Here is a 15512-nt window from a genome sequence, read left to right as displayed (position 1 = left end):
CTGGTTCGGCTGATGCAATGCAACAAGAACCACGCCGGGTCGCTTTCGCGATATTGTTGGCGAGTTCGCCGCGCCCCACACGCCGCGTCACGCTATTGCCATATTTATCGCTGATCTTGATCGACACCGCGTCTCTCGCAAGGCGCGATGCGCCTCGCCCTGGTTTCACGCCGACTGTCCTTCCGCACGAAACCGTGCGATACCGACGGCGGCGCCGACTCTCCGATGGAGTTCGAAGCGACCATGAATCAGTCCAGTCCGGCATCCGTTCCCGTCAATCCTCCCGCGACGCCCGTGCCCAGCGGATTCGCCCCGGCGCAGGCCGCCATCGATTACATCGTCGACGCCTGGCAGCGAGGCATCCTCTTCTCCGACGTGATGCGCGAGCGCGGCAACCAGTATCAGGCCCACTTGCTGGAACGCGCACCGAACGTGCTCGATTTCGGCACCGAGCTGGTCGTCGACGGGCGCACGCTGCCGCGCCCCGTCAACTACGGCCTCGTGCGCATCGCCGCCCCCGACGACCTCAAGCCCGACCACGAGGCCACCGGCGCGCACGATCCGGGCCGCCTGCGTCCGTTCATCGTCTTCGACCCGCGCGCCGGGCACGGCCCGGGCATCGGCGGCTTCAAGCGCGACAGCGAAATCGGCGCCGCCTTGCGGGCGGGCCATCCGTGCTACTTCGTCGGCTTCCTGCCCGATCCCATGCCCGGCCAGACCGTCGAAGACGTGATGCGCGCCGAAGCCACCTTCCTCGAAAAAGTGATCGAGCTGCATCCGGACAGCCCCGGCAAGCCCGCCGTGATCGGCAACTGCCAGGCCGGCTGGCAGGTGCTGATGACGGCCGCGATGCGCCCCGAGCTGTTCGGGCCGATCATCGTCGCGGGTGCGCCGGTGTCGTACTGGGCGGGCTGGCGCGGCAAGAATCCGATGCGCTACTCCGGCGGCACGCTCGGCGGCTCGTGGCTCACCGCGCTCACGGGCGATCTCGGCGACGGCCGCTTTGACGGCGCCTGGCTCGTGCAGAACTTCGAGAACCTGAACCCGGCCAACACGCTCTGGCAGAAGCAATACAACCTCTACGCGAACGTCGACACCGAGGCATCGCGCTATCTCGGCTTCGAAAAGTACTGGGGCGGCCACGTGTTCCTCAACGCGGCCGAAATGCAGTTCATCGTCGACAACCTGTTCGTCGGCAACCGGCTCGTCAAGGGCGAGATCGTCACGTCGGACGGTATCCGCCTGGATCTGCGCAATATCCGCTCGCCGATCGTCGTGTTCTGTTCCTATGGCGACAACATTACGCCGCCGCCACAGGCGCTCGGCTGGATCACCGACCTGTATCGCGACGACGCCGATCTCTTCGGCCACGACCAGACCATCGTCTATGCGACGCACGACAGCATCGGGCATCTCGGCATCTTCGTGTCGAGCAGCACGGGCAAGAAGGAGCATCGCGAGTTCGTGAGCAACGTCGACCTCATCGACCTGCTGCCCTCGGGCCTGTATGAAGCGCATATGGGAAAGCGGACCGACGCCACGCCGCACGCCGAACTGGTCGAGGGCGAGCACGTGCTGTCGATTTCGCGGCGCAGTATCGACGACGTACGCGCGATCGTGCAGCCCGACCCGGAAAGCGACCGCCGCTTCGCGACAGCGGCTTACGTGTCCAACTTCAATCTCGGGCTGTACCGCAGCTTCATGCAGCCGTGGGTGCATGCGTCCGTGACGCCGTGGGCCGCCGACCTCGCGAGCCGTTTTCATTCGCTGCGCGTGCCCTATGAATCGTGGTCGGACCGCAATCCGTTCGCATCGAGCGTCGCGCGTCTCGCCGAGGACGTGAAGCAAGCGCGCACGAGCGTCGCCACGGACAATCCGTTCTGGCAGATGCAGAAAGCGATGTCGGACGCGATCGAAGCGTCGCTCGACTTCTACCGCGATACGCGCGATACAGCCGTCGAACAGATGTTCGAAGCGGTCTACGGCATGCCGTGGCTGCAGGCGATGGCGGGTCTTCCTCCGCGAGGCGACGACGAAGCCGCCGCCCCATTGACCGAGCCGGGCGATTCGGAAGAACGCAGCGCATCGATCGCCGCCGTGCACGAACACCTGCGCGAGGACATGACGAAGGGCGGCCTCCTCGAAGCGAGCGTGCGCGCGTTGCTGTTCATGCGGCGCACGCATGGCGAGGCGGACGAGCGCCGTTTCAATCTCGCGCGCGAGATGCTCGGCACGCTCTCCGATCGCGGCATCCTGGCGTTCAAGGATGTCGTGCGCGAACAGGTGGCGCTGCTGCGGCTCGACACCGACGCCGCCATCGACGCGCTGCCCGGCATGCTGGCGAACGCCGCGCCGGCCGACATCCGCAACGCCGCGCGCCGCATCGACGAGCTCACCACGACACTCCCGCTCGATGACCAAGAACGCGCTGACCTTGCGCGCGTGCTGTCGATTTTCGAGTCGGCATCGAAAGCGAAGACGAAGCCGACGCGGCGTTCCGAGACCCGTCAGCAGGTCGAGTGACGTGCCCCGCCCCGCGCGGGCAACACTGTAAATCGAGGGCACATACATGGAACACAAGCGTGAGAAGTACGAGCGCCTCGTCGCGTTCGCCGCGACACTGCCGCCGACGCCGACCGCCGTCGCGCATCCATGCGATCACGATTCGCTGTCTGCGGTGATCGAGGCGGCGCGCCTCGGGCTGATCGCGCCGATCCTCGTCGGGCCGCGCGAGAAGATCGAAGCGGCCGCAAGGGAAGGCAACCTCGATCTCGGCGACCTTGTCATCGTCGACGCACCGCACAGTCACGCGGCCGCGGCCGCCGCCGTGCAACTCGTGCACGAAGGACGTGCCGAGGCGCTGATGAAAGGCTCGCTGCATACCGACGAACTGATGGGCGCAGTCGTCTCGCGGTCCACGGGCCTGCGCACCGAGCGCCGCGTGAGCCACTGCTTCGTGATGGACGTGCCCGGCCGCGAGGACGCGCTCATCATCACCGACGCGGCCGTCAACATCTCGCCGACGCTCGACGAGAAGCGCGACATCGTGCAGAACGCCATCGACCTCGCGCACGCATTGCGTTTCCCCGAAGCGCGGGTCGCGATCCTCTCGGCGATGGAAACGGTCAATTCGAAAGTCCCTTCGACGCTCGACGCCGCGGCGCTCTGCAAGATGGCCGACCGGCGGCAGATCACGGGCGGCATTCTGGACGGCCCGCTCGCCCTCGACAACGCGATCAGCGAGGAAGCCGCCAAGATCAAGGGCATTTCGTCGCCGGTCGCGGGACACGCGAACGTGCTCGTGGTGCCGGACCTCGAAGCCGGCAATCTGCTCGCGAAGAGCCTGTCGTTCCTCGCGCACGCGGACGCCGCAGGCATCGTGCTCGGCGCGAAAGTGCCGATCATCCTGACGAGCCGCGCCGATTCGGTGCTCGCGCGGCTCGCATCGTGCGCGGTCGCTTCGCTCGTCGCGCTCGCGCGGCGCGAGAAAACTGCCGCCGGCATCGTGTAGGGAGAATCGCATGGACGTCATCATGGTCATCAACTCCGGCTCGTCCAGCATCAAGTTTCATGCGTTCTCGGTGAGCGGCGGCACGCTCGATCCGATCGCGGGCGGCAAGCTCGAAGAGCTGTACACGAAGCCGCACTTTCAGGCGAAGCGGCAGAACGGCGAAGTCATCGAAGACAGGGGCTGGCCAGCCGATGAAAATCTCGGCCACGACAACGCGATCGCGTTCCTGCTCGACTGGCTGCGCGCGCATGCGGGCGAAGCGAAGCTGCTTGCCGTCGGACATCGCGTGGTGCATGGCGGTGACCGCTATTCCGCGCCGGTTCGCATCGATGCGAAGGTGATGAGCGAACTCGAAGCGTTCATTCCGCTTGCGCCGCTGCATCAGCCGCACAACCTCGCGGCGATCCGCTCGATCGAGGCGCGCAAACCGGATGTGCCGCAGATCGCCTGCTTCGATACCGCGTTCCACCACACGCAGCCGGCCGTCGCGACACGCTATGCGCTGCCACCCGACATCACCAGCCAGGGTGTGCGGCGCTACGGCTTTCACGGACTCTCTTACGAGTTCATCGCGAGCGCGTTGCCGCAATACAGCGAGCGCGCCGCACGCGGCAAGACGGTCGTGCTGCATCTCGGCAACGGCGCGAGCATGACGGCGCTCGACAGCAGCAAGAGCATCGCGAGCACGATGGGTTTCACCGCCGTCGAAGGGCTCGTCATGGGCACGCGCTCGGGCACCCTCGATCCCGGCGTCGTGCTGTGGATGATGCAGCAGGCGCACATGGATGCCCATGCAATCGAGACGCTGCTGTACAAGCGCTCGGGCCTGCTCGGCGTCTCCGGGATATCGAGCGACATGCGCGCGCTGCTCGCGAGCGACGAAGCCGCCGCGGCAGAAGCCGTCGACCTGTTCTGCTACCGGATCTCGCGCGAACTCGGTTCCCTGACGGCCGCGCTCGGCGGGCTCGATGCAATCGTGTTCACGGCGGGCATCGGCGAATATGCGGCGCCGGTGCGCGAGCGCGTGTGCCGCGCGGCGGCGTGGCTCGGCGTATCGCTAGACGCGGACGCGAACGCGAAACACGGACCGCTCATCAGCACAGCCGAAAGCGCCGTCGAAGCCTGGGTCATTCCGACCAACGAGGAACTGATGATCGCCCGCCACACGCTCGACCGACTGGAGGCATGAGCATGGACCCGCTTACCGCGCAGCCGTTCTCGCAACGCAAGGTACTGATCGTCGGCATCGCCAACGAGTATTCGATCGCCTACGGCTGCGCGCGCGCATTCCGCGAACTCGGCGCGGAACTCGCCGTGACCTATCTCAACGACAAGGCAAAAAGCTACGTCGAACCGCTCGCGGAAGAACTCGGCGCATCGATGCTGCTGCCGCTCGACGTCTCGAAGCCCGGCGAACTCGAAGCGGTGTTCGATACGATTCGCGAGCGCTGGGGGAGGCTCGACGTCGCCGTGCATTCGATCGCCTTCGCGCCGAAAATCGACCTGCAAGGCGGCCTTCTCAACAGTTCCGCCGAAGGCTTCTCGCTGGCGATGGACATCTCGTGCCATTCGTTCATCCGCATGGCGCGGCTCGCCGCTCCGCTGATGGACGACGGCGGTTCGATGTTCGCAATGAGCTATCTGGGCGCCTCGCGCGTCGTGCCCAATTACGATCTGATGGGGCCGGTGAAGGCGGCGCTCGAAGCGTCGTGCCGCTATCTCGCGCATGAACTCGGACCGAAGCGCATCCGCGTGCACCCGATCTCGCCGGGGCCGTTGAAGACGCGCGCCGCGTCGGGGCTCAAGGACTTCGACCTGCTGCTCAACGAAGCGGCCGCACGTGCGCCGATCGGCGAACTCGTGGACATCATGGACGTCGGCTACACCTGCGCGTTTCTCGCGACGCCGTACGCCCGGCGCATGACGGGCAACACGATCTTCGTCGATGGCGGCGTCAGCATCATGAATGGCTGAATAGCCCCGGCCGTGTCGCGCACATGAAACTGCTGATCAGCGGACTGCCACCCCAGACGACTCTCGACGACCTGCGCGCTCGTGTTCCGCTATTCGCACGCAGCATGCCGGGGCATCCAGATGATCGGCGAAGGCGACCATCATCCGGCGGCGCTGGTCGAGATCAAGGACGGCAACTGGACGATGATGAACAACATCCGCCGCCGGCTGCACGGCATGTACTGGCACCGCTGCCGGCTCGCCGTGCAGATCCTGTCGTTCTGGGAAGTGAGCAACGCGGCGGAAGCGAGACGTCAGGCGCGCACCGGACTGCCGGGACGGCGATGACGGCGGCGGCGCCGGTCCTCGCGGACCCCTCGCTTCAGTGACACAACTCCTCGAGCCGCTTGCCGTTGGTTTTCGGACCGAACCCGCCGATCGACACCACCACCACCAGCATGCAGACCGTAATGCCGACGAACACGCCCTCCACGCCGAAATCGCGCAACAGCGCCGCAATGATGAATCCCGACATCATCGCGCCCATGCGGCTCGCCGAATACACGATGCCGTTCGCACGGCAACGCACCGAGGTCGGAAAAAGCTCGGACTGGTAGGCGTGATAGCACACCGAGATCGTCTGTCCGGCAAGGCTGATGAGCACGCCGAAGACGATCAGCGGCCCCACCGACCTCATCTGCCCGAACGCAATCCCGAACACGATCACCGCGAGCGCCGCGCCCACGATCAGCCACTTGCGCTGGATCCTGTCGGCGTAGAGCATCGCGAGGAGCGGTCCGACTGGCAGCGCGAACGCGATGATGAACGAATACAGCAGGCTCTTCGTCACGGTGATGCCCTGCCCGATCAGGAGCGTCGGCACCCAGTTCGCGAAGCCGTAATAGCCGATCGCCTGGCAGAAGTTGAAGACGATCAGCATGATGAAGCGCGAGCGGTACGGCGGCTGCAGCAGTTCGGCGAACGAGGCGCGCCGGTGCATCGGCTGTTCGATCGCGGGCAGCGGCGGCGGCAGCGGCTTGCCCGACTGGCGCGCGACGATTTCCTCGATCCGCTGCACGACCGCTTCGCCCTTCGCGACGTGATCATGCGTCGCGAGCCAGCGCGGACTCTCCGGCACGGCGCGGCGGATGAACCAAACGATCACCGCGCCCGCCGATCCCGCCAGCACGACGATGCGCCAGCCATCGATGCCGAACAGCGTCGTCGGCACGAGCCAGTACGAGAGGATCGCGGCAACCGGCGCCGCCGCGAACATCACGAACTGGTTGAACGCCATCGCGCGGCCGCGCATGTGCTGCGGCACGAGTTCCGTCACATAGCTGTCGATCGTGATGATTTCGACGCCCACGCCGATGCCCGTGATGAAGCGCCACAGGATCACGCCTTCAGGCGTCGTCTGGAAGGCCATGATCGCCGAGCCGACCGAATACCACAGCAGCGAATACGTAAAGACCGCGCGACGGCCGAAGCGGTCCGGCAGCCAGCCGAAACCGAGCGTGCCGACGAACAGGCCGGCGAACGTCGCCGCGATGAATCCCGCGATGCCGGTGAAGCCGAAGAACGACGTCGTCGTGGTCGCGAGCATGCCGCTCTTCGCCATGCCCGGCGCGATATAGCCGGTGAAGATCAGGTCGTAGATTTCGAAGAAGCCGCCGAGCGAGATGAGGAACACGAGCACCCACAGGTGCCGCGTGATCGGCAGGCGGTCCATCCGCGCGGAGATTTCCGCACCCGGGTTGATGCCGACGCGCACGTTCGGCGTTGCAAGCGGGGCATTGCCCGCGACGACGGAAGGCTGCATGTTTGTCTCCTTTTATGTCGGCGGCAGTTTTATCGATACGTGCCTGCCGACGTGATGGTACTGAATGATCTGACGGACGCGCGTTATGCACTCAAGCGGCAATCCTGCTCTTCAGCCGCGACAGCACTTCCTGCGTATGCTCGCCGACCTTCGCCAGCGCCTGCCGCACGCCGGGACGTCGCCCGCCCATCGTGAGCGGCAGAAGCACGACCTCGGTCATGGTGCCGTCGTCGGTTTCCATCGGCACGAGGCCGCCGCTCGCTTTCAGATGGGGGTCGTCGAGCAGTTGCTCCGGGCGTACGATCGGCGCGTACGGAATGCCCGCCGCTTCCAGCTTCGGTGCGAGTTCCTCCACGCGATGGTCCTTCAGGATCGCGCCGAGCACGTGGAGCAGCTCGGGGCGGACCGCGACGCGCAGCGCATTGTTCGCGAAGCGCGGCTCGGCCGGGAGATCGGCGCGCTGCAGCACATCGCACAGCGTGATGAACTGCTTGTCGCTCACCGCGCCGATGAACAGCTGCTCGCCGTCCGCCAGCGTGAACACGTCGTAGACGCTCCACGCCGACACGCGCGCGGGCATCGGCGGCGGTGGTTCCTTCGTCATCGCGTACTGCTGCATGTGCTGCGACGAGAGGAACACGCAGTTCTCGAAGAGCGCGCTCTGCACTTCCTGACCGCGGCCGGTGCGCTCGCGCTCGCGCAGCGCGGCCAGCACGCCGATCGCGCCGAACATGCCACCCATGATGTCGTTCACCGACGTCCCCGCGCGCAGCGGCCGGCCGACCGGTCCCGTCATGTAGGAGAGGCCGCCCATCATCTGCACGACTTCGTCGAGTGCGAGGCGCTTCTCGTAGGGTCCGGGCAGAAAACCCTTGTGCGACACGTAGATGAGGCCGGGATACTGCTGCGAGAGCGTGTCGTAGTCGAGGCCTAGCTTCGTCATCAGCCCGGGGCGGAAGTTTTCGAGCATCACGTCGCAGGTGCCGATCAGTTCGACCGCGGCTTCGCGGCCTTCGGCCGTGGTGATGTCGAGCACGACGCTCTTCTTGTTGCGGTTGAACGAGCGAAAGAAGCCTATGCCGAGGCCCGGCAGCTTGCGCGTCTTGTCGCCGCCGGGCGGCTCGATCTTGATCACTTCGGCGCCGAGGTCGGCGAGGATCATCCCGCACGTCGGCCCCATGACCATGTGCGTGAATTCGATGACGCGTACGCCGTCGAGGGGAAGCTTCGTATCGTTGGTGCTCATGGTGTCCTCAGGCGGTCAGTGCAGCGCAAGCGTATGTTCTGGGCAGCCCGGCAAGCCATAGCGCGCCGTGAAGCGTTTCGCCTTCGAGCCACTGCGCGACCTTCGCGCGCAGCGCCAGCAAGGCGGGAATGTCGATGCCAGTTTCGATGCCCATGTCGGCGAGCATGAACGCGAGGTCTTCGCTCGACGCATTGCCGCTCGCGCCCGGCGCGTGCGGGCACCCGCCAATGCCGGCGAGCGTCGCGTCGAAGCGCGCGACACCGGTTTCGAGCGCGGCGTAGACATTGGCAAGGGCGAGGCCGCGCGTGTCGTGGAAGTGGCCGCACCAGAAGCGCGTGCCAGCGATCGCGCGGGCCTTCTCGAAGAGATCACGCACGGCGGCGGGGCCCGCGTAGCCGACGGTATCGGCGATGCTCACGCGGTCCGCGCCCGCATCGAGCAGCGCCTGCATGCAGCGCAGCACTTCGTCCTGTTCGACGCGGCCCTGGATCGTGCAGCCGAACGCCGTGCCGATACCGCCCTCTATCAGCGTCTTCGACCCGGCCGCGTCGCGCGCGGCACGGATGCGCGCCACTTCGGCGACGACTTCGTCCGGCGTCTTGCGCAGGTTGGCGAGGCTGTGTTCATGACTCGCCGAGAGCGGTACGAGCATCAAATCGGCTTTGGTTTCGATCGCGCGCTCGGCGCCCTTCAGGTTCGGCACGAGCACCGAAACGACGAGTCCCGGCAGCGTTTTGGCGTAGGCGACGAGTTCGGCGGTGTCGGCGAGTTGCGGCAGGAGGCGCGCCGGCACCAACGAGCCGACTTCGATCTCGCGCTGGCCGGCGGCGTAGGCATCGGCGATCCATTCGATCTTGCGCTCGGTCGGCAGGACGCTCTGGATACTCTGCAGGCCGTCACGCAAGCCGACTTCGCGAATCGCAACGCGCTGGGGAAATGGGGGCATGCGCTGTCTCCGTTACGGTTGCCGGTCATTGGTGCCGGCGTTGTGCTAACTTTAGACATTCCATCCAAACCTTAAAGCGGTATTTTGGAACCGCTAAGATTCCGAACCGGAATGTCTAAATCCGCCCGTAACCATGTTGCATGGGACCCGAGTAAGCGCTAAAGCGCTAACTCGGGCCGACAGGAAACGGCCATGCGCGACATCGATCTGAAAACGCTGCGATTGCTCGTCGCGGTCTGCGATCACCGCAATATCGCTCGCGCGGCGGAGGAGGCTCACATCGAGCCTTCCGCTATCAGCAAGCGCATTGCGCAGCTCGAAAGCGATCTGGGCGTGCCGCTCCTGTCGCGCTCGCGGCGCGGCGTCGAGCCCACGGCGGCGGGCATCGCGCTGCTGGAACACGCGCGCAACGTCCTGTTTACGATGGAGCGCATCGCGAGCGACGTCGCCGCGTTCGGCGGCGGGCTGAAGGGGCGTGTGAGTGTGTGCGCATCGGCATCGGCGATTGCGGAGGCGCTGCTCGACGACATCGCTTCGTTCATGCGCGCGCCGGCGCATCAGAACATCCGCGTGGACGTCGAGGAGCGGCTCTCGCTCGAACTCGTGCGTCAGTTGCGCGAGGGCGCGGCGAGCGTCGGCGTGTGCTGGGACAACGTGGACCTGCAGGGTCTCGCGCACCGGCCGTATCGCCAGGACCGGCTCGCGCTCGCCGTGCACGCGGATCATCCGCTCGCGGCGGAGGCCTCGGTTTCGTTCGAGCAGGCGCTCGCGCACGAGCACGTCGGCCTGCCGCCCGCGACCGCCGTCCACACGATGCTCCAGCGCGCCGCCGCGCGGGTCGGCAAGACGGTGTCGTATCGCGTGATCGTGTCGAGTTTCGACGCTGCGTTTCGCGTCGTCGCGGCAGGGCTCGGGATCAGCGTCGTGCCGGTGGAGGTGGCCGAGACGTATCGGCCGGTGCTGGGAATCCGCGTCGTGCCGCTCACCGATGCCTGGGCGGAACGGCGCTTCGTCGTGTGCTTCCGGGACTTCGACGCGCTGCAGCCCGCCGCGCAGCGGATGGTCGAGCATCTCGTCGAGCGCGCCGCGCGGGCCGCGCCCGCGTAAGCAGGATCACGCTTCGCCCGGCGCCGCGACGCGCAGCGGCATGCTGACCGACGTATCGTCGATCGGGAAGTGCAGGAGCGCCGCCGCCACGCCCGCGACGACCGTTGCTTCCCAGATCAGCGAGTAGGAACCGGTGACATCGAAGACGAAGCCGCCGAGCCACGCGCCGAGAAACGAGCCGACCTGGTGGCTCATGAAACACACGCCGAACAGCGTGCCGAGATGCCGCGTGCCGAACACCTTCGCGACAAGCCCGCTCGTCAGCGGCACCGTCCCGAGCCAGGTCAGTCCCATCACCGCTGCGAAGATCGTCACGGAAGCCGTGGTTTTCGGCAGCACGAAGAACGCGCCGATCGCCGCGCTTCTGATCAGATAGAGCCAGCCGAGCACGTGCTGCTGCCGGAAGCGCCCGCCGAGCCAGCCGCAGCCCCAGCTTCCCGCCATGTTGAAGAGGCCGATCAGCGCGAGCGCCGTGGCGCCGAGCCCTGCCGGCATGTGGCAGAGCAGCAGGTAGCCCGGCAGATGCGTCGCGATGAACGCGAGCTGGAAGCCGCAGGTGAAAAAGCCGATCGTCAGGAGCCGGTAGCCGCGATGCCGCCGCGCCTGCCCGAGCGTGTCCGCGAGCGACATCGCCGGATCGTGCGCCGTCGGCGCGACGGCGCGCTGGCGGTCGAGCACGATCCCGAGCGGCGCCACCGCCAGCAGCACGAGCGCGAGCGCCAGGAGCGAGGCGGAAACGCCGGACGATTCGCGGATCGTCTGCGCGAGCGGAATCATGAGCACCTGCCCGAGCGATCCGCCCGCGCTCACGAGGCCCATCGCCATGCTGCGCCGCTCCTCCGACACCGCACGCGACACCGCCGTCAGCACCACGCCGAAGGTCGTGCAACTGATGCCGACGCCGACGAACACGCCGAGCCCAAGCACCATCACCCAGCCGGCCGGCGCGAACGCCGTGAGCGCGAGTCCCGCCGCGTAGGTCGCGCCACCGAACGCGACGACGGGCGCCGCGCCGTAGCGGTCCGCCGCCGCGCCCGCAAACGGCTGCGTGAAACCCCAGACGAGGTTGTGCAGCGCGATCGCGAAGGCGATCAGCGTGACGGGCAATCCGCGGTCGAACGAAAACGGGTTGATGAACAGGCCGAATGTCTGCCTCACGCCCATCGCGGCGCTCAGGACGAGCGCGCCCGCGACGATCGCCAGCGTGACATGGCGCTGTGAAAAAACGAAGCTGCTGCGGCTGGCTGTCGACATCGAGATGTCCTCCTTGCGGACATCCTCGCAGCGGGCAAAGCGCGCGGCAAACGAAAAGTCTTCGACGCCGGATGAAGGATTTTCAACTGCCGGCGTGCTCGCGCGCGGGTTGCTCCGCTTCTTCCAGCAGCCAGTTCCGGAAGCTGGCGAGGTCGGGCCGCTGATCGACGCCTTCCGAACTCACGAGCCAATAGGCGCCGTGCGAATCGATCGAAGGCGCACCGGCCTCGACCAGCGCGCCCGATTCGATCTCGCGATCCACCAGCGGCCGCCGTCCGAGCACCACGCCGAGTCCCGCCGCAGCCGCTTCGAACGCAAGCTGGATCGTGTCGAAACGCAGGCCGCCCGTCGTCGGGACGCCCGCGATGCCTGTCGCATCGAGCCAGGCCTGCCAGTCCTCGCTCGCGGTATCGACGTGGATCAGCGTCGCGCGGCGCAGGTCGGGGCGGCCCTGTTCGTCCAGCAGTCGCTCGCGGTACGCGGCGCTGCACACGGGCACATGCCGCTCGCCGAAAAGCCGCGCCCAGCCTTCGCCCGCGACCGGCGCGCGAGAGAGACGGATCGCGAAATCGAAACCGTCGACGGGAAAGCCGACTTGCCGGCGCGAAGTATCGACGGTCACGTCGATGGCGGGCCAGCACTCGCGGAATCCGGCGAGGCGCGGCAGGAGCCAGCGCGAGGCAAGCGTCGGCGCGCAGCTCACAGCGATCGGGCGGCGGGCGCGCTTGTCGGGCAGCCGCTGGGTGCCGATCGCGATCAGCGAAAACGCCTCGGACACGTAGACGAGATAGTCGGCGCCGGCGGGGGTAAGCGCGAGCCGGCCCGGCTCGCGCACGAACAGTTCGACGCCGAGCGCCTGCTCCAGCCCGACGATCCCGTGGCTGACCGCGCTCGGCGTCACGGAGAGTTCGGCGGCGGCGAGCTTGAAACTGCAGTGACGGCCGGCCGCCTCGAAAAATCGCAGCGACGAAAGCGGTGGAAGGCGAAGCGGCATTGCACGTCCTGATGGTCGGAAGACGGCCCGCCGCGGATTTCGGCGACAGGCACTGGCCGAGCATAGCGAGCGCCGCCGGAGCGGGCAAGCGCAGCGGGCGCGGCGGCCCGCGCGCTTCCCACCCGCGCAGCGCTTGGGCACAATGGTTGCGTCCCTCACCCGCGTCCTCATTGCGGCTACCGCATCCAGTCTCACGCGCGGCCTGTCCCGAACACCCGAACCATGCGCCCTGCCGACCTCGACGTTTCCCCCGCCCTCGAATGCCGCGCCGTCTGCAAGGCCTACGGCGGCGGGCGCGTCGTGCTCGCGAATCTCGACTTCGCGCTCGGCGCGGGCGAGTTCGTCGCGATCATGGGCGACTCGGGCGTCGGCAAGTCGACGCTCCTCAACCTGATCGCCGGGCTCGACAGCGCCGACAGCGGCGAAGTGCTGATCGACGGCGCCTCCATCTCGCGCCTGAACGACGACGCCGCCACGCGCCTGCGCCGGCAGAAACTCGGCTTCGTGTTCCAGGCGTTCCATGTGCTGCCGCATCTGACGCTCGCGCAGAACGTCGCGGTGCCGCTGCTCCTGAACGGCATGTCGCCCGCGCCCGCGCTCGACATGCTCGCGGCGGTCGGACTCGAAGGCCGCGGCGAAGACCTGCCGCGCCAGTTGTCGGGCGGCGAGCTGCAGCGCGTCGCGATTGCGCGTGCGCTCGTGCACCGCCCGCGCCTGATTCTCGCCGACGAACCTACCGGCAACCTCGATCCGCAAACCGCGCACGAAGTGCTCGCGCTGCTCGTCGCCGAAACGAAGGCGACCGGCGCCGCGACCATGATGGTCACGCATTCCGAAGCGGCGGCGGCATTCGCGGACCGCGTGCTGATCCTCGCCGACGGCGCGCTGCATGCACGCGCACTGCCCGCGCTCACGGACATGCACGCGCACGAGCCGCGCCGCGCATGAGCGCGCCGACCAGCCACGCCGCGCCGCTCGCCCGCGCTCACCGCACGCTCACTCGCTGGCTGCTTGCCGCGCAATGGCACAGTCATCGCGGACGCGCGCTCGTCGCCATTGCGACGATCGCGCTCGGCGTCGGTCTCGGCTACGCGGTGCAACTGATCAACGGTGCCGCGTTCAACGAGTTCTCCGCTGCGGCGCGCAGTCTCTCGGGACAAGCGGACCTGCAGATACGCGGCGCGCAGCCATTCTTCGACGAAAGCCTCTATGCGCGGCTCGCCACGCGTGCTGGCGTGGCGATCGCGAGTCCTGTCCTTGAACTCGATGTCGCCGTGCCGCAGCAGAACGCGCCGCTCAAGGTGCTCGGCATCGACGTGTTCAAGGCGAAGCGCATCGCGCCGGACCTGACGGGCGTGCCGTCGTCGCAGGCACCGTTCGACGCCCTCGCCGACGACGCCCTCTTTCTCTCGCCCGCCGCGCAGCAGTGGCTCGGCGCTGGCGTCGGCGGGGACGTCGCGCTGCGCAGCGGCACGTCGGACATGCGATTGCGCGTCGCGGGCGGCATCGCGCGGGCGCGGCCCGGCCAGCGCATCGCGGTGATGGACATCGCCGCCGCGCAATGGCGCTTCGGGATGGTCGGCCGGCTGTCGCGCGTCGATGTGCAGCTCGCGCGCGGCGTCGACCGGGAAGCGTTCCGGCGCGCGCTGCAGGACGAACTGGGCGCGGACTTCGTCGTCGGCGAGACGCGCGACGTCGAAAGCCGCACCGACCGGCTCTCGCGCGCGTATCGCATCAACATGAACGTGCTCGCGCTGGTCGCGCTCTTCACCGGGGCGTTCCTCGTGTTCTCGACGCAGGCCGCCGGTGTCGTGCGACGCCGCGCGCAGTTCGCGATGCTGCGCGTGCTCGGCATGACGCGTGCGCTGCTCGTGCGGCAGATCATGCTCGAAGGCGCGATCCTCGGCGTGTCGGGCGCGGTGCTCGGGCTCGCGCTGGGTTACGCGGTCGCGGCGCTCGCGCTGCGCTTCTTCGGCAGCGATCTCGGCGGCGGCTATTTTCCGGGCGTGGAGCCGCGCGTCGAGTTCGAACCGGTCGCGAGCCTCGTGTTTCTCGCGCTCGGGATCGGCGTGGCGCTCTTCGGCACGCTGATTCCCGCGCTCGAAGCGGCGCGCGCGCGCCCCGCGCCAGCGCTGAAAGCCGGCAGCGAAGAGGCCGCGCTCACGCCGCTCGCGACGCCGTGGCCCGCGCTCGTCTGCCTCGCGGCCGGCGCGGTGCTGACGCAGGCGCCGCCCGTCTTCGATGCGCCCATCGCCGGCTATGCGGCCGTCGCGCTCCTGCTCTTCGGCGGAATCGCGCTGATGCCGCGCCTCACCGCGCTTGTGTTCCGCGCGCTCGGACGGCGCCGCGCCGAAAGCCGGACGGGCGCCGTCGCGACGCTCGCGCTCGCGCGCCTCGCCAACGCGCCGGGACAGGCATCGATCGCGATGGGCGGCGTGCTGTCGAGCTTCACGCTGATCGTCGCGATGGCGATCATGGTGTCGAGCTTTCGCATCTCGGTCGAGGACTGGCTCGCGCATCTGCTCGCCGCCGATCTCTACGTGCGTGTCGCAGCAAGCGGCGACACCGGCGGCCTCGCGCCGGGCCAGCAGGCGCAACTCGCCGCCGTCGCCGGCGTGAAGCATGCGGCGTTCGCGCGCACGTCGCGCGTCACGCTCGACGCGTCGCGGCCGCCCGTCG

13 protein-coding genes are annotated in these 15512 nt (G+C 67.7%); 8 read left to right on the top strand and 5 right to left on the bottom strand.

What is annotated here, in order from left to right:
• The first annotated feature begins 243 nt into the window (after positions 1–243).
• The 5 genes from AWB81_RS14425 to AWB81_RS14405 all read left to right on the top strand — a co-directional run bounded on the left by AWB81_RS14425 (position 244) and on the right by AWB81_RS14405 (position 5812).
• Complete coding sequence (locus tag AWB81_RS14425; protein ID WP_087134991.1) at positions 244–2523, top strand: DUF3141 domain-containing protein; 2280 nt, start codon at positions 244–246, stop codon at positions 2521–2523.
• 46 nt (positions 2524–2569) lie between these two features.
• The gene (locus tag AWB81_RS14420) at positions 2570–3511 is read left to right on the top strand and encodes a phosphate acetyltransferase (RefSeq protein WP_062636416.1); all 942 of its coding nucleotides are present in this window, start codon (positions 2570–2572) and stop codon (positions 3509–3511) included.
• A 10-nt stretch (positions 3512–3521) separates the two neighbouring features.
• Complete coding sequence (locus tag AWB81_RS14415; RefSeq protein ID WP_062636415.1) at positions 3522–4700, top strand: acetate/propionate family kinase; 1179 nt, start codon at positions 3522–3524, stop codon at positions 4698–4700.
• A gap of 2 nt (positions 4701–4702) precedes the next feature.
• Positions 4703–5485 carry an enoyl-ACP reductase FabI gene (gene fabI / locus AWB81_RS14410; RefSeq protein WP_062636413.1) on the top strand — a complete coding sequence of 261 codons (783 nt, stop codon included), beginning with the start codon at positions 4703–4705 and terminating at the stop codon, positions 5483–5485.
• A gap of 81 nt (positions 5486–5566) precedes the next feature.
• Positions 5567–5812 carry an RNA-binding protein gene (locus AWB81_RS14405; protein ID WP_235025799.1) on the top strand — a complete coding sequence of 82 codons (246 nt, stop codon included), beginning with the start codon at positions 5567–5569 and terminating at the stop codon, positions 5810–5812.
• 34 nt (positions 5813–5846) lie between these two features.
• Here the strand turns inward: AWB81_RS14405 and AWB81_RS14400 are convergent, their stop codons facing one another.
• The 3 genes from AWB81_RS14400 to AWB81_RS14390 form a co-directional block, all read right to left on the bottom strand.
• Positions 5847–7286 (bottom strand): MFS transporter, encoded by a 1440-nt coding sequence (locus AWB81_RS14400; RefSeq protein WP_062636412.1) that lies wholly within the window; start codon positions 7284–7286, stop codon positions 5847–5849.
• Between the two features lie 91 nt (positions 7287–7377).
• Complete coding sequence (locus AWB81_RS14395; RefSeq protein ID WP_062636411.1) at positions 7378–8532, bottom strand: CaiB/BaiF CoA transferase family protein; 1155 nt, start codon at positions 8530–8532, stop codon at positions 7378–7380.
• Between the two features lie 7 nt (positions 8533–8539).
• Positions 8540–9478 (bottom strand): hydroxymethylglutaryl-CoA lyase, encoded by a 939-nt coding sequence (locus tag AWB81_RS14390; RefSeq protein ID WP_062636410.1) that lies wholly within the window; start codon positions 9476–9478, stop codon positions 8540–8542.
• 192 nt (positions 9479–9670) lie between these two features.
• On the opposite strand from AWB81_RS14390, the gene AWB81_RS14385 reads away from it, so the two are divergent.
• The gene (locus tag AWB81_RS14385) at positions 9671–10585 is read left to right on the top strand and encodes a LysR family transcriptional regulator (protein WP_062636409.1); all 915 of its coding nucleotides are present in this window, start codon (positions 9671–9673) and stop codon (positions 10583–10585) included.
• A gap of 6 nt (positions 10586–10591) precedes the next feature.
• Here AWB81_RS14385 and AWB81_RS14380 read toward each other — a convergent pair whose 3' ends face one another.
• Together AWB81_RS14380 and AWB81_RS14375 are read right to left on the bottom strand one after the other, a co-directional pair.
• Positions 10592–11839, bottom strand: coding sequence for an MFS transporter (locus tag AWB81_RS14380; RefSeq protein ID WP_062636408.1), 1248 nt, complete (start codon positions 11837–11839; stop codon positions 10592–10594).
• 82 nt (positions 11840–11921) lie between these two features.
• Entirely contained in the window at positions 11922–12833 is a 912-nt protein-coding gene (locus AWB81_RS14375; protein WP_062636407.1) for a LysR substrate-binding domain-containing protein, read from the bottom strand.
• Positions 12834–13055: 222 nt separating this feature from the next.
• Between AWB81_RS14375 and AWB81_RS14370 the strand changes: the two genes are divergently transcribed.
• Both AWB81_RS14370 and AWB81_RS14365 read left to right on the top strand, forming a co-directional pair.
• A complete protein-coding gene (locus AWB81_RS14370) occupies positions 13056–13781 on the top strand; it encodes an ABC transporter ATP-binding protein (RefSeq protein ID WP_062636406.1) in 726 nt (241 codons plus the stop codon).
• Positions 13778–15512 (top strand): ABC transporter permease (locus AWB81_RS14365; RefSeq protein ID WP_062636404.1); only part of this gene is annotated, 1735 nt, incomplete at its 3' end. The genes AWB81_RS14370 and AWB81_RS14365, both read left to right, overlap by 4 nt.

Source organism: Caballeronia arationis, from assembly GCF_001544975.2.
Lineage (GTDB): Bacteria > Pseudomonadota > Gammaproteobacteria > Burkholderiales > Burkholderiaceae > Caballeronia > Caballeronia arationis.
Note: the sequence above shows the minus strand (reverse complement) of the source record. Positions and strands in the feature narration are given on the sequence as shown.